Below are 24,237 nucleotides of genomic sequence, written 5' to 3'. Positions count from 1 at the left end.
ATAAAGTAAATTTTGTCCATTCTTTTTTATTTATGAAAAATAAAAAAAGAAAACAAAATGTCTAAAAAAATTACAGTTAAATTAAAAGATAAATCATCTTTAAAATTTGAGCTTTTAGAAGATGCACAAAAAGGTGATTTTTTCATTTTGAATGATTCTGAAAACACAGACACAGTTCGTGAATTGCATAATTTTTTAACTTTAATTGAAACTAAAAAAATTAATGAAGCAGTCAAAAAAGCTGAAAGTGAAAAAGAATTATTTTATCTAAATCAAATTAAAGACAAAGAAAAAAATTACAGAGAGCAAGCAGAAGTAAAAATCAAAAATGCTTTATTAGAACAGGAAAATCAATATAGTAAACAAATTGTTATTTTAGAAAAAAATTTAAAAAATGAACAGCAAAAAACTATTGATGTACTTAAAGAACAAATCAATAAATTAAAATTAGAAAAAAATAACATTAGCTTAGATTTAGAAAATCAAATAAAAAATAAACAAAAAGAAATAGAAATAAATCAAGTAGCAATAGATAATAAATATAAAGATCAAATAACACAATTAAAATTGAATTTACAAAAAATAGAAAATGAATATGAGTCGTTCAAAAACGCTAAAGAAAATGAATTTAAAGCGCTTGTTTTTCAAGAAAAGGAAAAATTTTTAGTAGATAAAATTGACCTTACTACTCAAATTACTAATTTAACAAACGAATTAAATAATTTAAAAGAAAATACTAATAAAGACCAAAAACTTTTACTTTTAGAAAAAGAAAAAGAAATTAGTAATTTAAAAACAGAAATAGAACAAATTAAAAGAAATAAAAGCAATAATTCAAAAGTTATGGGTGAAGAACTAGAAAATTGAATTCTTGATCAATATAATATCCAAATGGGATTATTATCAGATTGTTCATTTGAAAAAACAACAAAAGCCATTGAAGGTAAAAAACCAGATTTTTTATTTAAAGTTTTAGATATTAACCATCAAACAAAATCAGAAATAACTTTATCGTCTGTAGTGATCGAAGCTAAAACAGATGCATTAGATGGTTTAGGTAAAAAGAATGAAAATTTTTATGATAAATTAAATAAAGACAAAATTAATCATAATGCAGAATATGCCTTATTAGTTTCTGAACTAGAAATAGATTCAAATTTTGTCATTAAAAAAGTCAATGATGCCAAGTATGAAAATATGTATGTAGTTAGACCTTTTTATTTATTTACATTTTTATCATTAATCTATTCTTTAACACAAAAAAATAAGCATTTACTAAAAAAAGAAATTGATTTCAAAGAAAAGCAAAATATTTTAAAAGAGTTTGAAGATTTTAAAAATCAAATACTAGATAATTCAGTGAAAAATATTAATAATAACTTAATTAATATTATTAGTAGCAGTGAAAAAATTTTCAAAAATGCAGAAGATATTAAAAATCAAGCTAATGTAGCACTAGAAACGCATTTAGCTACTATTAAAAACAAAATCAACAGTTTTTCTATTGAAAGAAAAATTATTGATAAAATTAATTAATAAAAATAATAGGAGAATTACATGGATAAATTAAAAGTACTACAAGCTAGTTTAGTTGTATTAGCATATAAAGTAAAAAATTATCATTGAAATTTCAAAGGTGCAGGTTTTTTTGTTTGGCACAAAGAAACAGACAAATTAGCAAGCAAATTAATAGAATTAGCTGATGATGTTGCCGAAAAAATTCTTATGCATGAATTACCAGCAATTGGAAATTTAAAAGAAGTTTTAGAACTTTCAGTTATTGAAGAAGTTTCAACAACATGATATAGAGCTGATGATGTTTCCAACACAATTTCAGCTGATCTAGACAAGATTATTCAATTAACTAAAACAGTAGAATCAACACCAACTGTGCAACCTTTATTAGATGAAATTTTCTTAGTAACAGATAAAGCTAAATGACAATTTTCAAGATGAACAAAATAAAATAAAAAACTTGTAGAAAATTAGTAACTACAAGTTTTTTTTATGTTAAAAAATTAAATTAAAATTAATATCTGCCACTCTTTCTTTTTCATCCTTTTTGTAATCAGCTAAATAAGTTCAACTCTTATATCTCGATTTAGAATCTTCTCGATCTGATGAAAAACCTCCTCTGTGGTTTTCATCAATCGATAATTCTGTAATCACAAATTCAGAATCATTAATTATTCCTATAGGATAATTAAAATTTAGATAATTTAAATACATCAATAAATTATCATAAGTTTTTTCTACATCAGTTGATTTTAATTTTTGAAAATATTGAGGTTCAGAGGCAAAGTTTTCCCTGGTTAATTCTGAATAAAAATTCGAAACATTGTAGTGTGTATTATTTATTAAAAATTCTTCAAAAACTTTTTTAGCATTTGTACCGTGAAAAAATGTTTGCATTAATTTGTAAATATTAGTAATATAGATCTCACTTTGTTCTGTATTATTTGAATCTAAATATTTTTTATAATTATAAAAAATGCTCATTCAAATTTGATTGCTTACAAAAACTATTTTATTAAGTTTATTAGATTCTTCAGAAAGAGCACCTCTTAATAAAAAACCATAACCCTTATTTCGAGATCTAGAATCTGTACTATCTATACCATTTAATTTAAAAGCTACACCATGTGACATAGAAGGCCACAAACGCCGCTCTTGATAGACACTTCTTGGATAGACTGACCTATTTATACTATTTATAAAAAATTCTTTTTGTTCTTTAAATGTTTCTTTTATAGGTGTCATATCTTCGTTATCGTCATTGAAATTAAAAACAGAATCTTTATCTTGTTGAGAAATTTTTCATGATGACACATTTAAAAAATTATTTTCATCATCAAAATTATTTGTTTCCTTTAATGTTGCAGCTTTTAATTTATTTTTTAATTCTTGTTTAGTTTTGTCATTATTTTTTGAAGGTGGACTTATAGCATTTTCATTTAATTTTTTAAAATAATTTTCTACATTTTTTTAGCATTATTCTTTTCTTCATCATTAGAAAAAATTACTTTTAAAACAACATCTATTTTTGTTTTATATGTTTCAATATTTGATTTTTCTTCAGATTTAGAAACTTCTTCAGTTTCAGATTTCTTTTTGGGCTGTTCCTTAACTTCAGTCTTCTGCTCAGTCTTCTGCTCAGTCTTCTGCTCAGTCTTCTGCTCAGTCTTCTGCTCAGTCTTCTGCTCAGTCTTCTGCTCAGGTTCAGGTTCTTTTTCAAAGATTATAGGTTTATTTCCATCAGGAGTTACTGGTTTTATTTCAGTATCAGGATAAGTTTTATCTGGGGAAGGCTTTACAGAGTCTGAAATTTCATTATTAGCTGATATCTCAGATTCTGGTGTCGGAGGAGTTGGTTTTGTTTCAGGTTTTTGATTATCTTCTTGAGGTTGAAGATCGCTTTTTTCTTCTTCTGTTTTTTTATTAGAATCTACCGAGTTAGATATATGTTGGTTATTACTGGAACATGCTATTAATAAAAAATTTAATGTTAAAGCAGAACTTGCTACTATAGAATTTCTTAATAAGTGGGAAAACTTTATTTTTTTTATCATGTTTATATTATATTACAGGAAATTTTGTTTGTATAAACCAGCGGGTTTAAGATAAAAGTATTGAAACTTTAAAAAGGTTTAATTTAAGTTACTTAATATATAATTTTATAAAATAAATGGAGGAAATATGTTTAAACCAAAAGAAAACTTGGAAAAAAAAGATTTACATAAATTAAAAATTTCTTGTTTTATTTTATTGGGAATTTTTACTTTCTGAGTTTTATCCGGAATTATTTTATACATAATGATATTAACCATAGGAACAAGTGAAGTAAGTAAAGCTATTTCTAAAAAATTTACTATTGTATATAATTGATCTTTTGTTAGTTTAAATATAATTACAGTCCCTATTATGATCTATTTTTATTTTATTTCTTTCTATTTAAAGAAAAAAACATGATTTAAAATTATTTCATTATCTTTAACAGTTTATATTATTTCACAAATCCTAATGGAAGTTCTTGACACCATTAGTGCTGTTAAATATAACTATGTAATTCTTGCACTAACTTTTATAGTTTGAGTATCTTTCTTATTTTATCTTTACTATTTTTGAGAAAAATACAAAGAATCAAAAAAGCATTTGAATTTATAGGGTTTGATTATTGTTTTCTGTTCAATGTTTATTAAAAACAGAAACCATATAGATAAAATCATTTAAAATTTGAGCATCTAGTTGCGTATATTTTAAAATTATTTTTTTGGAAATATTACAATACAAATGTAAATGAGCAAAATCAAAATATGCAAAGTTATATCTTATTCATTCAAAATCAATTAAAACAATTTCATTTAAATCAGTTTTAATCATGTTTTTTAAACGTAGATCATTATGAGAAAGAACTAATGGCAAATTTTTATATTTTTCTCTAAATTGAAGAAATTTTTTATCTTTAATTTCTAATACATGTCAATCAAAAATTTTTATATTTTTATAATTATTTTGTTGATGAAATTTTTGCACAGTTTTAATAATATCCCTGGCAATTATTTCGGTTATTTTCATATTTTCTAAAGTATCGCCATCAAATCATTTTTTAATGTAATTACCTTTTTCATCGACATAAAGAAAATTAGAATTATTTTTTATGTAAATAATTTCATTTTCATGATTGACTCATTGAGCTTTAATAATTCTTAACTGTACATCCATTTTTTTGAATTTGGCTTTAAAAGTGTAATTATGCAAACCTTCATAAATAAAAATAATATCAGTTAATTGCTGATATATTTTTATGGGAAAAATTTGTTTGACAAGCTCAAGTTTCACAAGTATATTTTACATTAAATTAGTTCTCACTACGTTGTATAAAATTTAATGAACCAATTTTCTTTTTGTATTTTAATTCAATTTCTTCTTGAGGGTTAAAATAAATTAGTGTAATGTTTGATTTAATACATACTTGATTTAAATATATTAGAGATAATAGAATGGTATAATCATCTTTTATTTTTTTTGATATAGTTTCATTAACAAAAATATATTTAATATTTAAAATAGAAATAGTGTTAATTATTTGCTCATCAATATAAGCTAGTTCTACACCAAAATTAAATTCATTGCCATACATTTCAATAAGTTTTAAATTATTTTGGGAATATTTTAAATTAAGAACTGTATCGTTTGGACTAAAAAATTCTCTATTAAGCATAATAAAAGAAAAATTATCAAATATTAAATCTACAATTTTATTTATTTTAGTTGAATTAACAATTTTTTCTAAGTAATTAAGATTTAATTCTTTTGAATATTCAGGCAACGCATCAAGGCTTTTTATCTTTATATATTTTGAAGTTGTTTGATTTTCTAAGTAAAATAATTTACTTTTATCTTTACCATTTCTAGTTACATTTCTTTTGATAATTCTTGAATTTTCTTTATTTAAAATTAGTTCTAAATTAGATTTAAATAAATAAATCTCTTCCATAGTAAAATGCAAGAAATTAGGATTACTCTCCAAATTATTTATTGTTTTAAAAATACTTAACTCAATTTGAGTATGTAAAGAAGATAAAAAATATTTTTTTTGATCTTTTTCAAAATAAGTAGCAAGCTTTGCAATTGCAGTTGTGCATTTATTAATTAAAATAGGTTCTAAATCTATATTTTTATTATCTTTTTCTAAAACAAGAATTAAAAATTTTTTATATTTAAAATATCCATTAATTCATTTAAATACATATTTCATTTCTAATTTCATTTTACTAATTAAAAATTCAGCATTTACATTTTCATCTAATAAATAAACATACATTTTAGCATTTTTGAAAATACTGAATTTTGTTTTTGCATCCAATGATGGTACTTTTTCTAAATAAGTTCTAGAAATATGTTTTTCACCAGGAATATTTTTTAATATTAAAAAAGAATTACCATCTAAGTATAATTCTAAGATCAAATCAACAAATTTATCTTTTTTATTATTTTGTGCAGCTAATTTAACATGAATTTTTGTGTTTTGATTACTTTCTAAAAGTTCCATAACAGTTTTTTGATCTTCTGTAGAAAATAAAGCAGCAAAATCTCGAAATGTTAATCATTGATTTAAAGCATTTTTTTGTAATTGAAATTTGTTTTGAAATTTATTATTTGATTTTTCATCAGCAATTCGAATTCTTTTCAATTCTTTATCAACAAAAAATGAATAAAAATTCAACATGTAAAAATTATTTTTTTTAATAAAAGCATTGATGATGTAGTATCAGATTAGAGCAATAATTATTATTAAAAATAATGCAATTAATATGGTTATTATTCAAAACATTTTTCCTCATTAATATTAAATTTTTTGCAGTGATTTATGATTTTTTAAAAGTAATTTAGGTTCATCATAGTTAACAAATTTAACAATGATAGTTTCATCTTGATCCTCTAAAATTGTTCCTTCACCAAAAGTGACATGAGCAATACGGTCACCTACTACTAAAAGACTGTTGTCTTTTTCATATTTTATAACACCATTTTTTTCACTCAATACAAAATCTTTCATACCAAAGTTTGTTTTTAGACCCATCTCTTTTAAAAATCTGGAAGGATTTGCATGTTTTGGAGGTTTTAAAAAGCTTGTTGTTTGATATAAATCAGAAGTTTGCGAGTTAGAAATATATAAATTTTCTTTTGCCCTAGTTATAGCAACATAAGCTAAACGTCTTTCTTCTTCGATTACTTCATCAATATTTTTAGCATTTTGTAATGCTAAATTATTTGGAAAATTACCTTCTGACATACCCACCAGGAAAACATGTTTAAATTCTAAACCTTTGGCCATATGTACTGTCATCATTGTTAAATAAGTGTTATCTGTAGTTTCTCAATCGCTAGAAGTTAATAAAAAAATTTCTTCTAAGTAATCATTCAATTTACCTTCAGGATTTTTGTTTTGTCATGTTTTAATTGATCCAATTAACTCATCAATATTTTCAACAGCATTAGTTAGAAGTTTTTGATTTTCTTTAAATATTGAATAGTAACCAATCAAGTTTAAAAATTTTTTCAAAACAACATGAATCGGTTCTTTTTCTAAAGCTTTTTTGGCTCAACGGACAATATTAAAAAATTCCACAATATTTTTTTGTGCTTGCATTGGTATGTTTAAGGGCACAAAATTTGGATCTTTTTTATTTTCTGCTAAGTTTTTAAAATAGTCAGTCAAAACATCATAAGAAGACATATTTTTGCTTTCAGCAAGGCTTTGAATTTTTTTAATTGCAGAGTTACCAATTTTACGTGAAGGAACGTTAATAATTCTTTTAAAAGCTAATTCTGAACCATTATTAATTAATTTTAGAAAGGAAATAATATTTTTGATTTCTGCTCTTTCATAAAACTTTTGTCCACCCAAAATTACATGTTTTACATTTTCTTTAATAAAAATTTGTTCAAAGTTTCTTGAATAATAATTAGATCTAAATAAAATAGCAATATCTTTTAATTGTAATTTTTGTTTTTTAAGAGTATTAATTTTTGATAAAACTCATTTAGCTTCAGATTCTGGACTGAAAGCATGAAAAAATTCTATATCATCTTTATTCTCATTGTTGGTAAACAAATTTTTATCTAATCTATTTTTATTATGTTTAATTAATAAATTTGAAGCTTCAATAATTTTTGGTGTTGAACGGTAATTTTCTTCTAAATAAATTGTTGATGTGTTAGGAAAATCCTTATCAAAATTTAAAATAATATTTACATCAGCTCCTCTTCAACTATAAATAGTTTGATCAGGATCACCAACAACGGTAATATTATTTTTTGGATTAGCAATTATTTTTACAATGTCATATTGTACTTGGGATGTATCTTGAAATTCATCCACTAAAATATAATCAAATTTACTAGATCAATATTTTTGTGCTTCCGCATTTTCTGTTAAAAGTTTTCTGGTTAAAATTAGTAAATCATCAAAATCTAGATTATTTAAATTTTTTAAAGTATCTAAATAATCACGATAAATATTAATGAAAAGTAATTCAACTTCATTATCGGGATCTACTTCTTTCATTAATTTTTCTGGTGATTCTAAATTAATTTTTTTATCGGAAATAAATTGAATTAGATGTGAATAACTATGTTCAGAGGCACTAATTTCATATTTAGCATAGATAGTTTCTAAAATACTTTTTTGATCAATAACATCTAAAATATCAAAACCCTTACTATAACCTATTTTTTCGATATCTTGTCTAAGAATATAAGCACATAAAGCATGGAAAGTAGAAATTTTTACTTCAGATTTTAAATCACCTAATTCAGTACTAATTCTTTCTGACATCTCTTTGGTAGCTTTATTAGTAAAAGTTACAGCTAAAATTTTGTATGGTGCTACTTTTAATTTTTCAATTAAATAAATAATTTTTTGAGTTAAAACTCTGGTTTTACCTGTACCAGCACCAGCAATAATTCTTAATGGTCCTTTTGTGTGAAGTACTGCTGCTTTTTGTTGTTTATTTAATGAATTTAGGGCATGATTGTTTGATGTCATAGTATCTACTTTCTTGTTAATCAATTATTTCATAATTATCGATATGTCTGAGTTTTGATGATAATGTGTATTTAGTTTCTATTTCTTCATACTTATATTTATAAAGGGTTTGAGTTTCTGAGAAAAGGTCATTTCAGCCTTTTTTGTTTTTTCTAATTAAAGACATTGTTAAAAGAATTTGTAAAAAATTAATCATCGTAATAAACATTGACGGGATAGAAATTAAAAAAATTTCTACATAAGTAAAGTTTTTATTTTGTGTGATTTTAGTTCCACTTTCATTAGCTATTTTCATAAAAAGTGCAGGTTGAATAAAAATTATAAAAAGTATGAAAGCTATAATTCATAAAAAGCTATACATAAATTCTTTTTTAAAAATATGTTTAAATGTAGGAATTTGTCCAGCAATAGTTTTGACTTCTATACGACAAATTCATCTACCTAAAGTTTGCCTGCTTTTGTTTGTTAAGGGAATAATAAAAAAAAGTAAAACCACAAAAATAATTAATAATAGTATTCATAAGTAATAAAACAGGATAGTTAAAGAATTGTTGATCTGAAAAATGAATGAACTAGTATAACCCAAAATCAAAAAGGTTATTCCATCAATAATTCCGGCCAAAATTCTTATTCAAAAACCTGCAAGAACATTTTTTATCATAATTAAAATTTACTAAAAATTAAATGCCATTTTGTAGCTGTATCAAAGTTAATTAAAAAGAATGATTCTTCATTGCTTGCTAATAAATATTTATTAGTTACAACAAAATTTTTAAAATCAGGACCTCTGATGATTTTCATAGTATTTTTAAGTTTTTCTAATCTTTTTTTGTTTTTACTTTGAAGTCCTAAAATTGATTTTATTTTTGAATAACAAGCCATACCAATAAAACCACTTAAAAAAATGTGGAAAAAAAACATTTTTGCATATTCAATCTCCATATTATAGTTTTTGTGGTTTTTCTGATAAAGATCTAAAATTTCTTTTCATTCATTTATATATAAATTAATATTAAAACTACTTAAATTTTTTACATAGTCTGTAGCTAAAACCTCATCAACAAAGGTATAATTTTTAATATTTGCTAAGACTTTATAAACAAAGTGCACTCAAAACCTTGTATTATCAAATTTTGAACTAGTAAAATCACTAACATTTTTAATAACTTCATATTTAATAAATTTGTTAAATATGAAAGGAAATGAGTAAGCAATTATTGCTTTGTAATTTTTTAATTCCAAAGTTGTATTAGCATGTAATCTGGCCTTAGGAGTCCATTTAACAACACCTTTTAACTCTGGTTTATATTCAATAATATCTGTGTTGAATTTTGAATAATATTCAAATTTTTCCACAAAATCATTTTTTAAGTATGTTTCAGGAGTTAAAAAGATAATATAATCTCCACTTACTAAATCAATTGACTTTAATCAATTGGAATGATTTCCTTTTGAAGAAGAATTAATAAATCATTTTATTTGTTGGCCGAATTGCTGACTGTATTGATCCACTAATGTTAAATCAGAGTTAGAAGGTCTATCTATGAAAAGAATTACTTCAAAAGACTGAGAAGTTTGTTTTTCTAAGTCTTTTAAAAATCATTTCAAACCTTTAGATTGTTTGTATGAAGAAACAATAATAGATAATTTCATTTAGTAGCCTTTCAATATTACATTTTTAAGTTATTTGTAGTTCTTGGGTATGGAATTGAATCACGAATATTATCTATTCCTGTTACAAACATTACCAACCTCTCAAAACCTAATCCAAATCCGGCTGAACCTGAATCCCCAAATCTTCTAAGATCTAGGTATCATTTTAGTTCTTCAACATTTATTTTTAGTTCCTCAACCCTTTGTAGTAATTTTTCATATCTGGCTTCTCTTCTGCTTCCACCTATTAATTCACCAATTCCTGGAACTAATAAATCAAAGGCTGCAACTGTTTCATTATCATCATTTTGATGCATATAAAATGCTTTAAAAGCTTTAGGATAATTAATAACTGCCACAGGGCCATTAAATAATTCTTCAGCTAGATATTTTTCATGTTCTGTTCCAAGATCTAAACCAAATTCAATATCTTGGTTTTCAAAAATGTGTTTTACTTCTTGTAATTTTTTAATTGCATCTCTGTAATCCAGAATAGCAATTTCATTGTTTAAAAATTTCCTTAAATTTTCCCGGATGTTTAATTGCAATTTTTTTTCCAAATAATCAAATTCTTTTTCATTTATTTCTAATGTATTAGAGATAACTTCTTTTAACATTTGATCTGCTAAATAGACAGTGTCTTTTAGTGAGTAAAAGGCAACTTCAGGTTCTATCATTCAAAATTCTGCAGCATGCCTTTTTGTGTGTGAATTTTCTGCCCTAAACGTTGGACCAAAAGTGTAAATTTTATTGAAACCAATTGCATATGATTCACCATGCAATTGACCTGTAACACCCAAGGTTGCTTTGACATTACCAAAAAAGTTTTTTTCATGTTCAGAAGATACCAAAAAAGTTTCTCCTGCACCTTCACCATCATTTGAAGTAATAATTGGTGAGTGGAAATACATGAAACCTTGTTTATTAAAAAAAGCGTGAATTTGTAATGCTAATGTTGAACGAATTAACATAACACATTTTATTAAAGATGTTCGATGTCTTAAATGAGGAATTTCACGTAATGTTTCTAAAGAAATTTCTTTTTTTTGGATGGGATAATCTTCATCGGTATTTTTTAATAATTCAAATGATGTTGCATGCAGTTCGATTAATTGTTTATTTTTTGGTGTATAAATTAAGGTTCCTTCAACAGCAACAGCTGCACCTATGTTTGCATTATCAACTTCTTTTAAGTCAATATTTTCCTTTTTTAGTACAACTTGTAGATCATCTACAGTTGAACCATCATTTAGTGTTAAGAATTTAATGTTAAGATTCCCCCTGTTTGAAGTTATTCATGATTGAAGAAAAATCTTTTTTTCATGTAAATCTTCACACTTGTTTAATATATTTTTGATCGTTAACATTTTTTCTCCCTAAATAAAAATAAAATATATGAAAAATAATAAAATTTATAGTTAAATATAATTATTTAATTTTATCAAAAAAAAGCCTTTTATTATAATAGAGTGCTGAAAAACAATAGGAAATTACAACTGGGAGATAATGAAAAAAGCTAATTTTTGGAACGTTTTTGTTTTTATTTTAAAAGTAACATTTTTAGGTTTTGGTGGTGGTAATGCTTTAATGCCGATAATTGAAAAATATGCTGTAACACGTTATAAATGAATGGATAAAAAAACTTTGGAAGAAGGAATATTAATTGTAAATGTTTTACCCGGTCCTTCTGTAGTGGAAATTATTGCGTATATTTCGATTAATTTATTAGGAAAATGGAAAGGAATGCTTGTAACTTTATTAGGAATTTTACCTAGTTTATTTTTTACTTTAGCAATTATTATTTCATTTAATTATTTACCAAAAGAATATATTTATGTAATTAATGTCGGAGTAATTTCTTCGATTATAGGAGTTATTATTGCTTTTGGATACAGATATATAAAAATGAGCCATAAGGAACTTTCGATTGTAAGATGATTATCTTTATTTGTTTTTACTTGCATTTTTATAATTTTTGTTCCCAACCCTTGAAATATTTCCTCTATCCCAATTATTATTGTAATATTAGGAATTTTATTCCATTATTTTGTAATTTATAAAAGAAAAGAGAGAAGGAAATAACTAATGATTCTAACACTTCTTTTTTCTTTTATATCCTTAATTTTTATAGGCTTAGTTGTTTTTGGCGGCGGTCAAATTTTTATTCCTCTCTTTAAATCTTTTTGAGAAATGTTATCTAATAATTTTGGAGTAAAAATCAGTGCTGAAGAAATAGAAACTGTCATAACAGTAAGTAATTCAACTCCTGGAGTGGTTTCCACTAAATTAGGATTTTTAACAGGATGATTAATTGCTCAAGGGGAATGATATGCTTGAATATTAGTTTTTGCTACTTATTTAGTTTTTGTTTTGCCTTCTATATTTTTATTGGTTTTAGCAACAAAATTTATGCAAAAAACAGCTAATTCAATAATATTAAAAAGAATTATAAAATATACAAAACCTGCTATTGCAGGAATTATGATCGCTTTAGGGATTCAATTATTTATAAGCGTAATAATTCCACAAATTTCCTTTAATGATTCAAATGGATATATAGTTTTAACTGAAAGCGATAAAAATACTTTTTTTACAAATTGAAGATTTATTGCTCTATTAATTTGAGCGCCGATCAACATAATTTGTTCTTTTATTTTATACAAAAAGAACTTTTCACTTTTTTATCTTTTTGCAGGTTCCATCATTTTCACCTTGATTATTTTTCAACCTTGAATTTAGAAAACTGTAAACAAAAAGCGTAAAACTCTATATATTTAGTTTTTACGCTTTTTGTTTTTTAAAATACTGATTAGTTCTTAAAATAATTAATAGTAATAAAGCTTTTTGTCTTTCTTCGTTTTCTTCGAGTTTAGAAAAATTATGGATTAAAGAAAGTATTTCAATAAAGAACAAATTTTCTTCAGAAATTTGAAAATTATTAATAACCATTTTTATAAAAATTTTTCTATTTTTAAAAATTTATCTAAATTTGCTATATTAAAATTTAGTTCAAAATTGCTACCATTTTGTTTAACTATAAATTTATCATGAAAAATAAAATCAATTTTGGATCTAATGCTGGAAGATAACTTTGCAAAGTCATAAATTTGAGGCCCATAAATGGTTTGTTTATGATAAAAACCTAATGGATTAATCATTTTTAAATACTCTACAGATTCAAATAAAATATTATCTAGAACTAAATTTCCGTGTGCTAAAATCGCTTTATCTGGAGTTAATAAAAACTTCTTTTTTATTTCACTGATAATTTTTTGTTCCAAAAAAATAAAATTAGAACAAGAAACATCATTTACATTAATTGAAGCATATTTTAAAGTATTTTTAAAAAATGTACTTTCTCTTATTTCATTTATAGTTTCTTGTGTTTTGGTCAAATATAATTCTTTTTTAGAACTTAAATTATCATAACGAATTGCAGGAAATTTTTGAAAATATTTTAAACCTTTTAAAATATTTTTCAAAATAATTTTTCAATTTTCTAAATCCAAATTATCATCGATAAAAATTTTAGCTAAAGACTTTGCGGGAATATATTCCATTTCATATTTTGCACTTCTTGTGCTTTTAGAGAAATTACTAAAAGCAGGAATCATTTTGCTAAAAGCAGGATTTAATTTAACAATATTAGAAAATCATGCGAATTGATTCTCTATTAATTTTATATTAGTAGACTTTTTAACCACAGTTCCATTTTTTGGATCTATTTCTAAAGTTGAAGTAAATTTTTTTATCATATCTAAAGAATTATAAACCAATTTTACTTATAAAAATTACCCTTTAGAAAAGAAAAATTTAAAGAATCCTTTGATTATAAAAAATTAAAGGATTCTTTAAATGATCATCGCATTAAATATTATAATGAGTTTTAAAAATCTGTATCTACAGCTCCTACTTCGCTAATAAAACTATGTAAATCTTCTATTGGTTCATGTTTGTATTGTTCTAACTTTTTCTTTAAAAAACGAATATTATTAAGATATATTTCATTTTTTGTTGAAAAGGACATAAAAGCAGAAATGGAAGTTAATAAAGTAATAATTAAAGAACCTATGGCTATAGCAATAAAAAATCAAATCATATATTGTTCTTTAGATGTATTTCACCTTAATGAATATAAGTTTAAAATAATCATTAGTGTTGAAATAATTATTATTAAAACATTCATCGAAACAAATAAACCATAAGATCTTCAATATTTTTTCTTGTAATGTTTTCAAGCTTTTGTTGCTTTTTCCAATGTTTCTTTTTGTGATTTTATGTTTTTTAATTTATCTTTTGCAAAAACTTTTTTCTTAGGATCTAAATAAATTTTTGGAGTTTTATCATCAGGAAGTGGTTTAAAAAAAGTATATAAATCATCGATATCTATTTTATTTACTATTTCTAAATTTAAGTCATTTTTTTCTTTTTTGTTTTTCTTATCTTTCATTATGAAATATTTCCATTCTTTTTATTAATATTAGAACTAGCCAATTCAGAAATTTGAATTGATCTTTCATATAATAAAAAATCATTATTTGATCCTAATTTATAAATACCTTTTTTAGCATCATACAAGGCAATTTCTAACTCTAACATGTGTTTCATTTTCATATATCTTATATAACGATCTTTCATTACAAAAACAGAAGTTAGTGAAGTAAACAAAGAGGTTATTGCAGTAATGCTAGTTGTAAAAATTAAAAAGTTTTGTCTGAATTCACTACTTTGAAAAATTTCGGGCAGTACTTCTTTTTTATCTGTTATTCCTGCTAAAAAAAATGTAGTTAAAATACCAGAAATAAAAATTAAAATGAAACTTAAAAAATTTAATGTATAGTATCCAAATTTATAACGCAAGAAATTAGTGCGATACCTTAGAAGTTTTTTCTTTACTATTACTGAAGGTTTATTATCTATTATCATTAATTCACCTTTGCTATTAAAAGATCAGTGATTAAAGATTTTCAACTAAATTTATTTCTGACAAGTATTTCTTGTTCAATTTTATCTAAATCATCTTGTAGATTTTCTAAAGTATATTCTTTAACATTTTTAAATTTCACAATATAATACTCAATTTTTTTAAAAATTGCACGGTATTTTCTGTAATTATTGAACTTTTTATAAAAAGTGAAAAACATTGTAAAAATAAACAAAATAATAATCAGACCTGCAAAAATTCCTGACATTCCTAGTTCTTCAAAAAATATTTTGTCAGTAATTTTTTGACTTCAATCCAATTTGGAAATTTCAACATCTAGAATATAAATAGCTAAACCAATAGATGTTAAATTTATTAAAATAATAAAAATATTAATAATAATTTCTGAAATAACTGATATTTTTCTTAACTTATATAAACGATTAATTTTTCTTTCGATAAAATATACTATTTTTTTAGAGGGAGTGAACATAAAAGCTCTTTTCTAATTATTTTTTTCAATTTTAGTTTTGCCACCCATGTAAGGAACCAATACAGAAGGAATAGTAATTGTTCCATCTTGGTTTTGGTAGATTTCTAAAAGCGCAGCAATTACACGATCAATTGCTAAACCAGAACCATTAATTGTGTGTGCATATTTTGTTTTTCCTTGAGCATCACGATATCTAATTTTAGCCCTTCTAGCTTGAAAATCACCAAAAATAGAAACAGAAGATGTTTCTCTGTATTTGTTTTCTGAGGGAAGCCATAATTCTAAGTCAATTGTTTTTTGTGAACTAAATCCCAGATCTCCCGTACACAATTGTACGGCTTGAAAAGGAATTTTTAAAGCTTTCAAAATATCTTTAGCATCTTCAACAGTTTTTAGATATTCTGCATATGATTCTTCTTGTGAAACAATTTTCACAAGTTCTACTTTGTGAAATTCATGTGATCTAATTAAACCTTTTGTATCTTTTCCACCGCTTCCAGCTTCTGATCTATAACATCTTGTATAAGCTGTAAATTTTTGAGGAATAGAAAGATCAACAATTTCATTATTATAATAATTAGTAACAGGAATTTCAGAAGTAGCAATCATTCACATATCTTGATTTTCTATTCTATATGAATCTTGACCAAATTTAGGAAGTTGTCCTGTACCATATAACATTTCTGTTTTTACCATAGTAGGAACAGTCAATTCTTTATACCCTTTTTTAGTATGAAAATCTAACATGAATGAAGCAAGTGCACGCACTAATTGTGCGCCTTGATTTTTAAAAATAGCAAATCTAGTGCCTGACATTTTAACAGCTCTTTTAAAATCTAAAATATCTAAATTTATACCAATTTCATAGTGTGTTAAGGGATTTGGTATTATAGGTTGTTCTAATTCCCAAAAATTTTCAATTACAACATTATCTTCTTCGGAAAACCCTACAGGAGTATCTATTGTAGGAATATTAGGAATTTCAAGCAAAAGATCTTCTAATTCTTGATTATTTTTTTCTGTTTCTATTGAAATCTTTTGAAGTTTTTCTTTCAAAAGATTAATTTGTTTCATTAATTCTTCTGTATTTTTTTTCTGACTTTTATATTGTCCAATTAAAGCAGAATTTGTATTTAGTTCATTTTGCAAATTTTGTTGTTGAAACATTAATGTACTACGATTTTTACCTAGAAAAAATATTTTTTCAATTATAGAATTCGCCTTGTTTTTTTCTCAGCCACGATTAATTAAAACTTGCTTGATTTTTTCTGCATCATTTAAAATTATTTTTAGATCTAACATAGTTTTTAAATTATAAATTAAAAGCTTTAAGTAAAAAATAAAAGAGACCTATAAATTATTCTTTTCTCATTTTTTTATAGATTTCTTCTGCAATTCTTTTGGAAACAATTTTATTCAACTCTTCAATAGAAGCATTATATATTGCACTATATGATCCAAAATATGTTATTAATTGATTTTCTTTTTCTGGACTAAGACCTTTAATTTTTGAAAGAGTACCTTCTAAAGTATTTTGTATTTTTCTTTTGTGATGGAAACTTTTAGCTTTTTTATCAACTAAGTCTTGTATATATCTTAAATAATTTAATAAAACTTGATCTTTGATTGTAACTTTTTTTTCATTTGCATCAATCAAATATTCTGTTGTATGTTTGTCATTTTTAACAAGGCCAATTACAGGAATATTTATAGCAAATTCACTTAATATTTTTTTAGCCTCATGAATATGACCAATGCCCCCATCTACAATTAAAGTATCTAATTCAAATCTATTATCAGATGATGCTCATTTTCTCAAAGCTTTAGCTAAATATGCAACATCAGCTTTTCTTGTGTCTTCTTCCGCATCAATTTTAAATTGTCTATTTTCTGATGTATTTTCTTTACCATTCACAAAAACTACAAGTTTAGAAACTACATCAGTATTTCCTAAATGAGAATTATCAAAAATTCCGAATCTATAAAGACTATCTACTTTTGTGATTTTTTTAAATTTTTCTAAATTTGAAGCAATTCTTGTTTGTTCAATATTAAAGGAATTTTGCATTTCAGTTATATTTTCTTCCAAATTTAAATAAGCCAAATTTAAAGCTTTTTTTAATTTACCTTTTTGAGGAAATATTAGTTGAGGAATTAAAAATCAAATAAAAATTCATTTTTATGAAATTTATAATCTAAAACAATTTGATCAGGAATAAAGGTATTTTTATAAAAGTCATTTAAAAAATAGTTTAAAAAATAAACCTCATTATATTGAGTAAAATCACTTGTATATTTATAATTACTGATTAATTTTCCAGCACGGTAAAAATTTATTTGAATAAAAAATTTATTGTTTTTAGAAATAAGAGCAACAACATCTAAATTGTTTTGATTTATTAACTCTACACTTTGGTCATCATGAATATTTTTTAATTGTTTAATACAGTTATCTATATCTCTTGCTATTTCAAAATTTTGCATTTCTATAGCATGCAGGTATTTTTTTTCTAATTCTTTTATATATGAACCATTTTTAGGAGATAACATTATTTTAATTTTTTCAAATTTTTCTTTTCAGTATTGAGCACTTTCATTTTTAATTGGTAAACCATTTTCATGAAAAGCTTCTCTTTCTAAAAAGTCTTTTAAAGATTTTCAGTTGCTAGTTGGAATTGGGCCATAGAAAAAAACATTATTTTTTTGTATTTTATTTTTAAAATTTCACTTAACAGAAATAGTAATTTTTTTGTCTAATTTTATCATTAGATATGGATAATTTTTATGATCTAAAAATTTTATATTATATATAGGACGAAATTGTTCAATAAATTGTCTTTCTAAAATTAAGGCTTCTTTTTCATTGTTACAAACATTAAATTCAAAACTTTCTATGTCTCTGACTAAAGCATCTGTTTTATATGAATTTTTTCTACCTTGCAAATATTGCTGCATTCTTTTGCGTAAATTATTAGTTTTACCAACATAAATAATTTCATTTCATTTATTTTTTCAGCAATAAACTCCATACTTTTCAGGCACTTTATTTAATTCTTTAATGTCCATAACTTTCCTTATTTTTCTTAAACTAGATATTAAAATTTTACTAAATAAAAGCTTATTATTACAGTTTAAATATCAGATTTTGCTAAGATTTTTTAACTATTAAATGTGTTAATAAATTCAAAAAAATAACAGATTTTCGGCTTTTTTTTTTTTTTGTTAAAACCCAAATTAAAGCAGTAAAATTTGTTTTATGAACATCAGCACAACAAAAACATCAAACCCAAATAAAAGCCTCAAAATTCCATTTTTAAGAAATAAAAAAAGGCTTTTAGTTTGATTAATGAAATTATTTTATTTAGCTTTTACTTTAGTAGTATTGATGACATTAGAAAATTTTTTCTTTTGAAAAGATGGAATCAGTATTCAAAGATTATTTCAAAGTACAAGTAACCAAACTTTATATTTAAATTTTACAATTATTGCAAGATCTACTTTTCTTATACTAACTTGCTTATTCTTATTTTTTGGTATTTTTTCAATTATTACAAAAAAATGAATCAAAGATAGAACAAAATATTTTTGATTATTTGTCTATTCTACTTATTTATTAGCAAATATAGTCATTTATTTTATATACCACACAAAAGAAATACAAAATGTTTTTTATTTAAGTTTTAATTTGTTAATTTTATTTTTCATTAACTTAATTTATGCAATTCATATGTTTGTTATCCAGAAAAAAATCAATCCATTAGATAAAAACGTAATTTGACCTTTATATTTAACTTATATATTTAGATTCTTATGATTAGTTGTCTTTTATGTACTTTTTGCCATCATCGCATTTGGAAGTGCTTCAATTAAAGATAGCTTTTATGAGAATTTTTTAATTAAGTTTTTTAATGAACTTTTAATAGGAGCTAGAGAATTTAAAAATGCATTTATTATTTTTCTATTTTTACTATTAATAGTTTTTGGTTTAATCAGTTCTTCATTTGAATATTGATTCAATATTCACGTAACTAAAAATAAAATTAAAAGTAATGAAATTTTTTATTGAATGTCATCAATTTTCTTTTTAGGAGCTTTTGCTTTTTTTGTTAAACAAGCAGCAGGTGAATTTATTCCTTGAGATTCAACATTTGGAATTGAAACTAATTACTTATCACTTTATATTTTTATAGCAATTAACATAATTGTTTTAACAACAATTATCACATTAAAATTTTTAGCAAAAAGAAACTTCAAAATTAGAAAATTTTTTAAAAATAAATATTTAATTTATTGAATACTTTTATTAATTTGAATTGCTAATTTAATCAATAGTTTATTTAATGTCAATACAAGTGAAAATTTCAAAATCATTGCAGTCAATTTTGCTTCTTCAATTATTGTTTACTTTTTACTATTTATTTGACAAAAAGAAAAAACAACTTTAAGGCAATTGAATGTTTTATCTATTATTTTTATAACCATTTCATTAATGTCAATTGTTATTGGATTTAACAATTATTTATTAGTAAATAAAAATTATCTATCAATCAATATTTATTCTTTACCTTTGTATTTACAGTTAGGTATTGTTGTGCTTATTGCAATAACATTTTCATGTTTATTGTTAATAGTTTTAGAAAATCAAAAAATCATAAAATTCTATTTCAAAAAACTTTTATTTAAAAATAAAGGTGCAGCAAAAGGAGGACAAAATGTTTAAAAACAAATCACAACAGAATTATTCAAAGAAAGATAAACCTACTTATGAATATTATGATCTTATTCAAAAAGAAAATTTTATTTCTTTTTCACAATTAAGAGGAACTTTAGCTTTACAAACAAATACTTCTTATAAAGGAAATGAATTCCGGCAATTATCTAGAAAAATCAAAAAAGCTTATGAAAAACAATTGGACTTAGTTTTTAGATCATTTGTAATTAGTTGAAATAAAAATTTACGTTTTAGTAGAGACAAAATTATCCCTATTATTAGCGAAGCAGAAACAACAAACGTTGAGTCAGTTAATTTTAGAAAACTAGAAGATCAAGAAGATTATCTAGAAACTTATAACGATATCATTGAACACTATCTGTTACAAGAAAAACGTTACATTGAAGTAACTAACGGGATTATTATTTATACATCAAGAGAAACAAACACATTAAAAATTGCTTTTAGTCCAGAAGTTGTAGATTTGGAAAAGGAAAGTAATGAATCTTCAAAAAAAAGTAAATAAATTAACTAATTTTGAAAAACTACACAAAATTGTTGACATTAATAGAAGTATTTCCATGATTGAAATTCAATCATTGGTAAACAAAATAAAAGATAAATTTGAAGATTTTTATTTTATTAAAAATTTAATTGATGCAATTGTAGATAAATACAAAATACAACCATGACTATACAAAAAAGATAATTTGTTTAAAAAATCAAAATCTACACTTTGAATTTATATTTCAGAAGAACAAAAATATGTAAAAGCTTTTTATGAAAATATTGAAGAAAATATTAAAACTAAAGCTAAAAGCGGCGACAAAATTATAGCTATAGGGAAACAAGCTTATGAATTTGCTAAAAATCAAAATTTAGAAATTCTTTTTCATTTAGAAGATACAAAAGATTGAAATTATGAAAATTCTCAAAAAATTATCACATTAATGAAAAATTTAATTCAACACCAAGAAATCAAAACAGTTTATTTTATGCTTCATTCAAGTAGAGTTAAAAATTTTACAGCAACAATCTTCCCTATGAATCAATTTTATTTTGATTATGATAAAGAAAATAAATTTTATAAAAATGTTTTAAAAGAAATTGAAGAATATACAATCTTCCCTAACTTAGAAACTTTTACAGAGAATTTATGTAATTTATATTTAGAAAAAGTTTTAGATATTTTAATTTTGGAATCTTCATTCGTTATCATGAAAAACAAATTAATTAATGAAAATCAAATTCTAAAAGATGTTGAAGAAAAAATTAAAATTTTCAAACGAGAAATTCTAAAAATTAAAAGAGAAATGGAAATTGAAGAAATTAATATTGCCAGTTATAACAAAAAATGAGATTATCATGAAAAATAAAAATCCAGAAATTTTTGATATTGATATAAAAACTGATAAAAATCAAATTATTACTTTCAATGATGCGAAACTTTTTTACAACTTAAATCTAGAAGATTCATGAATAGAAATTAGATTTAAAATCATCTTATCAGAAAAACAATTATTACTGAGAATAGATACTGAAACAGAACAGAATTTTTTATTTGCCCATAAGGCAATTGTAATTAATAATGGCAAAAAAATAATTATCAATCTTCAAACTCCTTTACATTTTTACAAGTCAAGCAAAAAAGAATTTTTAATTCAAAGAAAAAAAATTAATTTAACAGAAATTGAAGAAAAACTAATTACCTTTTATCTAGATGATAATTCTCAAAAAAACATCGAACAAAACATTTTATTTAATAAAATTTTAGAAAAAAAATTTGAAGCAATAGCCACAAATAATTTTTATTTAATAAATAAAAAAGAAGGTGAATAATATGAAAAAGATAACAAAAATTTTATCAATACCTTTCACTTTATCTGTGGTTGCAGTTCCATTTTTATCTGTAAAAGAAAATATCCATTATCAAGTTAGTACAGTAAAAGTTTTTAATGATACTGACACTGCTACAAGCCCAGAAGAAACAGCAAAACCTTTACCAAGAAGATTAGGTGAAAAAGAAAAAGCAGAATGAAAAGCATATTTAAACAATTTAATTAAAACTAAGTTAGATGAATTTTTAAATGTATTACAAAACTTTTTGCTAAATAGATCTCAACAACTTGATGAGTTAGAAGAATATACAGATATAGAAAAAATTGTTGAAAAAGCTTATTTATCAAAAGTTGTAGAATATATTTCAAAAAATAAAAACGATATTCAAAATTCAATCGGTAAATATGAATTACCTTTTGTTTTTCCAAGAATATTTTATGAAGATTATGAAACATCAATCGGAACAGTTAAGTGAAATGATACAGATTATGTTCCTATAACTTGAGGTAAAAGCCCTAGTACAGATTATGCTAAAGAAACAGCAAATGCTCCAAAAGAAGAAAATACCACGTCTCATAGATCAATGGATGTTTATGACAAATTTCAGGTTTATGTACAGAATTATATAAATAATTTCGGCAAAAGACTCCATGATATATTTTTAAACAAAGAAGATTTTCCAGAATATAAAAAGCATTTTATCTTGAACTCAGTTTACCAAAATGGAGTTGGATACTTAGATATGTCAGATCCAATTGGTATTGAAGGAGTTAATTCTTGAGATGATTATATCAATCAAAAAATTCATAAGCAAACTTTAAAGTTTGATCTAGAAGAAAATCAACGTTACACACAAGAAAATATCCTTACTCCTCCTGTTGATAATCCTGAAGTTTTAGAAGAAGATATACTAACAGATTCAAAAGGTGATAAAGTTCCTATCACTAATTCATATGAAATTAGAGATATTCCAAATTTAGTGGCTTATGTTTCTCCAGTTTATTCAAATTTATCAAGCCAAAGAATTCGTGATATTTTTAATTCAGTAGATGATGTAGAAAAACAAAAATTATTCTTTTTTCAAAACCCGATGTCAATAAGATATGAATATTCTGTGCAGTCCGCTAATGAAACAAACGGAAAATTAAATCTTTCAGTAAAACTAGAAGATAAATTAGTTAAAACTAATTCAAGAGTTTATTCAGTAGAAGTTACAAATATAAATGAAAATGAACAAGAAAATTTTCGAACCCGTTTAAGATTTAATATCACAGAAAGCTTAAAAAGCATTATCGAAGATATCAAAACTTCTTTGATGTTAAATGATCTGTTACAAATCAAAAAAAGTTATAGTGCAAAAAATGATGAAGAAAATCCTGATGCCAATAGAGCACAACAAAGACATATAAATAACATAATTTTTGCTTTAACTAAATTTATGTTTTATCCCGATCTTATAGAAGAACAAACAAAATTATTAGAACAGGGAGTTAAAAGTTATTCTGGTGGCCCAGGGACTGAAATCATTTCTGATGCTAACTATGAAATTAAAAAATATTTTTTAAATCAACTAAAACATAGTTATATTAATTCAACAAAAATTTCTAGTGTTATTGCACAAGTTACTGCTATGAAATTTCATGAAAATATCACTAATTTTAATAAAGAAAAAGACACAATTCTAAAAACATTTCAAGAAAATAATTTAAACATTAATCAATTAGTTAATGTGATTAATTATCTAACTAAAGTGTCAGATGATTTAAAACTTTTAGGTGAAACCGACAGTATTGATAATGTTAATAATTTTTATCAAATGGTAGATTTAAGTCAAGATTTAAATCTTAAAAATGAAAGTTTAACAAAAGTAAAAGATTTTTTTAATAAAACAGAAGGATCAGAAGCTGCATTAAGTCAGGAATTTTCACAAGTATCTCAACAAATAGAAAAATCTAAAATTTTGCAATCAGTATTAATTTCACTATCTAGTTTAATATTGATCATCACAGTTGCTTCAATCAGTATTTGAAAAGCACTTTTAATTAAGAAAAGAAGGAAACAATAAA

Annotated in this window: 26 protein-coding genes; 10 read left to right on the top strand and 16 right to left on the bottom strand. The window is 23.7% G+C overall.

Translation table 4 applies throughout. From position 1 onward, the window contains the following. The first annotated feature begins 57 nt into the window (after positions 1 to 57). Positions 58 to 1,536, top strand: a complete 1,479-nt coding sequence (locus NV226_RS03065; protein WP_258210854.1) for a DUF2130 domain-containing protein — start codon at positions 58 to 60, stop codon at positions 1,534 to 1,536. Between the two features lie 21 nt (positions 1,537 to 1,557). Further along, entirely contained in the window at positions 1,558 to 1,965 is a 408-nt protein-coding gene (locus NV226_RS03060) for a Dps family protein (protein ID WP_258210853.1), read from the top strand. Between the two features lie 45 nt (positions 1,966 to 2,010). Here the strand turns inward: NV226_RS03060 and NV226_RS03055 are convergent, their stop codons facing one another. Continuing rightward, on the bottom strand, positions 2,011 to 2,829 hold the full coding sequence (locus tag NV226_RS03055; RefSeq protein WP_258210852.1) for a hypothetical protein: 819 nt from the start codon (positions 2,827 to 2,829) through the stop codon (positions 2,011 to 2,013). A 146-nt stretch (positions 2,830 to 2,975) separates the two neighbouring features. Then, the gene (locus NV226_RS03050; RefSeq protein WP_258210851.1) at positions 2,976 to 3,569 is read right to left on the bottom strand and encodes a hypothetical protein; all 594 of its coding nucleotides are present in this window, start codon (positions 3,567 to 3,569) and stop codon (positions 2,976 to 2,978) included. 127 nt (positions 3,570 to 3,696) lie between these two features. Between NV226_RS03050 and NV226_RS03045 the strand changes: the two genes are divergently transcribed. Continuing rightward, a complete protein-coding gene (locus NV226_RS03045) occupies positions 3,697 to 4,164 on the top strand; it encodes a hypothetical protein (RefSeq protein ID WP_258210850.1) in 468 nt (155 codons plus the stop codon). Here the strand turns inward: NV226_RS03045 and NV226_RS03040 are convergent. From NV226_RS03040 to asnS, 6 genes are read right to left on the bottom strand one after another with little or no spacing between them, the layout of a single operon-like run. Continuing rightward, a complete protein-coding gene (locus NV226_RS03040; RefSeq protein ID WP_258210849.1) occupies positions 4,159 to 4,839 on the bottom strand; it encodes a phosphotransferase in 681 nt (226 codons plus the stop codon). The two genes, NV226_RS03045 and NV226_RS03040, sit on opposite strands and share 6 nt — an antisense overlap. A gap of 19 nt (positions 4,840 to 4,858) precedes the next feature. Then, entirely contained in the window at positions 4,859 to 6,334 is a 1,476-nt protein-coding gene (locus NV226_RS03035; protein ID WP_258210848.1) for an MHO_4530 family protein, read from the bottom strand. Between the two features lie 15 nt (positions 6,335 to 6,349). Then, positions 6,350 to 8,551, bottom strand: coding sequence for an ATP-dependent helicase (locus NV226_RS03030; protein ID WP_258210847.1), 2,202 nt, complete (start codon positions 8,549 to 8,551; stop codon positions 6,350 to 6,352). A 16-nt stretch (positions 8,552 to 8,567) separates the two neighbouring features. Continuing rightward, positions 8,568 to 9,212: an RDD family protein gene (locus tag NV226_RS03025; protein WP_258210846.1), complete on the bottom strand. Its 645-nt coding sequence runs from the start codon at positions 9,210 to 9,212 to the stop codon at positions 8,568 to 8,570. Positions 9,213 to 9,214: 2 nt separating this feature from the next. Next, on the bottom strand, positions 9,215 to 10,204 hold the full coding sequence (locus tag NV226_RS03020; protein ID WP_258210845.1) for a glycosyltransferase: 990 nt from the start codon (positions 10,202 to 10,204) through the stop codon (positions 9,215 to 9,217). 17 nt (positions 10,205 to 10,221) lie between these two features. Further along, complete coding sequence (asnS, locus tag NV226_RS03015) at positions 10,222 to 11,571, bottom strand: asparagine--tRNA ligase (RefSeq protein ID WP_258210844.1); 1,350 nt, start codon at positions 11,569 to 11,571, stop codon at positions 10,222 to 10,224. Between the two features lie 139 nt (positions 11,572 to 11,710). Between asnS and NV226_RS03010 the strand changes: the two genes are divergently transcribed. After that, positions 11,711 to 12,286: a chromate transporter gene (locus NV226_RS03010; RefSeq protein WP_258210843.1), complete on the top strand. Its 576-nt coding sequence runs from the start codon at positions 11,711 to 11,713 to the stop codon at positions 12,284 to 12,286. 3 nt (positions 12,287 to 12,289) lie between these two features. Next, a complete protein-coding gene (locus NV226_RS03005; protein WP_258210842.1) occupies positions 12,290 to 12,943 on the top strand; it encodes a chromate transporter in 654 nt (217 codons plus the stop codon). Positions 12,944 to 12,985: 42 nt separating this feature from the next. Here the strand turns inward: NV226_RS03005 and NV226_RS03000 are convergent, their stop codons facing one another. The 8 genes from NV226_RS03000 to NV226_RS02965 all read right to left on the bottom strand — a co-directional run bounded on the left by NV226_RS03000 (position 12,986) and on the right by NV226_RS02965 (position 18,687). Next, positions 12,986 to 13,153 carry a hypothetical protein gene (locus NV226_RS03000; RefSeq protein ID WP_258210841.1) on the bottom strand — a complete coding sequence of 56 codons (168 nt, stop codon included), beginning with the start codon at positions 13,151 to 13,153 and terminating at the stop codon, positions 12,986 to 12,988. Between the two features lie 2 nt (positions 13,154 to 13,155). After that, on the bottom strand, positions 13,156 to 13,959 hold the full coding sequence (locus NV226_RS02995) for a hypothetical protein (protein ID WP_258210840.1): 804 nt from the start codon (positions 13,957 to 13,959) through the stop codon (positions 13,156 to 13,158). 131 nt (positions 13,960 to 14,090) lie between these two features. Continuing rightward, entirely contained in the window at positions 14,091 to 14,654 is a 564-nt protein-coding gene (locus NV226_RS02990) for a hypothetical protein (protein ID WP_258210839.1), read from the bottom strand. Continuing rightward, positions 14,654 to 15,130 carry a DUF4231 domain-containing protein gene (locus NV226_RS02985; protein WP_258210838.1) on the bottom strand — a complete coding sequence of 159 codons (477 nt, stop codon included), beginning with the start codon at positions 15,128 to 15,130 and terminating at the stop codon, positions 14,654 to 14,656. Before NV226_RS02985 ends, NV226_RS02990 begins: the two co-directional genes overlap by 1 nt. Further along, complete coding sequence (locus NV226_RS02980; protein WP_258210837.1) at positions 15,130 to 15,621, bottom strand: hypothetical protein; 492 nt, start codon at positions 15,619 to 15,621, stop codon at positions 15,130 to 15,132. The genes NV226_RS02985 and NV226_RS02980 overlap by 1 nt, the downstream gene beginning before the upstream one ends. Before the next feature lie 12 nt (positions 15,622 to 15,633). Further along, on the bottom strand, positions 15,634 to 16,923 hold the full coding sequence (gene serS, locus NV226_RS02975; protein WP_258210836.1) for a serine--tRNA ligase: 1,290 nt from the start codon (positions 16,921 to 16,923) through the stop codon (positions 15,634 to 15,636). 55 nt (positions 16,924 to 16,978) lie between these two features. Next, a complete protein-coding gene (locus NV226_RS02970) occupies positions 16,979 to 17,725 on the bottom strand; it encodes a hypothetical protein (protein ID WP_258210835.1) in 747 nt (248 codons plus the stop codon). Between the two features lie 50 nt (positions 17,726 to 17,775). Beyond that, complete coding sequence (locus tag NV226_RS02965) at positions 17,776 to 18,687, bottom strand: GIY-YIG nuclease family protein (RefSeq protein WP_258210834.1); 912 nt, start codon at positions 18,685 to 18,687, stop codon at positions 17,776 to 17,778. Between the two features lie 280 nt (positions 18,688 to 18,967). On the opposite strand from NV226_RS02965, the gene NV226_RS02960 reads away from it, so the two are divergent. Genes NV226_RS02960 through NV226_RS02940 form a run of 5 tightly spaced genes read left to right on the top strand, consistent with a single transcriptional unit; the run spans position 18,968 to position 24,236 of the window. Beyond that, positions 18,968 to 20,341, top strand: coding sequence for an MSC_0624 family F1-like ATPase-associated membrane protein (locus NV226_RS02960; RefSeq protein ID WP_258210833.1), 1,374 nt, complete (start codon positions 18,968 to 18,970; stop codon positions 20,339 to 20,341). Next, positions 20,334 to 20,858 carry a DUF2714 domain-containing protein gene (locus tag NV226_RS02955; RefSeq protein ID WP_258210832.1) on the top strand — a complete coding sequence of 175 codons (525 nt, stop codon included), beginning with the start codon at positions 20,334 to 20,336 and terminating at the stop codon, positions 20,856 to 20,858. The genes NV226_RS02960 and NV226_RS02955 overlap by 8 nt, the downstream gene beginning before the upstream one ends. After that, on the top strand, positions 20,833 to 21,708 hold the full coding sequence (locus tag NV226_RS02950; protein ID WP_258210831.1) for an MSC_0622 family F1-like ATPase gamma subunit: 876 nt from the start codon (positions 20,833 to 20,835) through the stop codon (positions 21,706 to 21,708). The genes NV226_RS02955 and NV226_RS02950 overlap by 26 nt, the downstream gene beginning before the upstream one ends. Continuing rightward, on the top strand, positions 21,698 to 22,171 hold the full coding sequence (locus tag NV226_RS02945; protein WP_258210830.1) for an MSC_0621 family F1-like ATPase epsilon subunit: 474 nt from the start codon (positions 21,698 to 21,700) through the stop codon (positions 22,169 to 22,171). The genes NV226_RS02950 and NV226_RS02945 overlap by 11 nt, the downstream gene beginning before the upstream one ends. Before the next feature lies 1 nt (position 22,172). Beyond that, entirely contained in the window at positions 22,173 to 24,236 is a 2,064-nt protein-coding gene (locus NV226_RS02940; RefSeq protein ID WP_258210829.1) for an MSC_0620 family F1-like ATPase-associated subunit, read from the top strand. The last annotated feature ends 1 nt before the right edge of the window (position 24,237 follow it).

The organism is Mycoplasma iguanae (assembly GCF_024722375.1).
In the GTDB taxonomy this organism is placed as follows: Bacteria; Bacillota_I; Bacilli_A; order Mycoplasmatales; family Metamycoplasmataceae; genus Mycoplasma_M; species Mycoplasma_M iguanae.
Note: the sequence above shows the minus strand (reverse complement) of the source record. Positions and strands in the feature narration are given on the sequence as shown.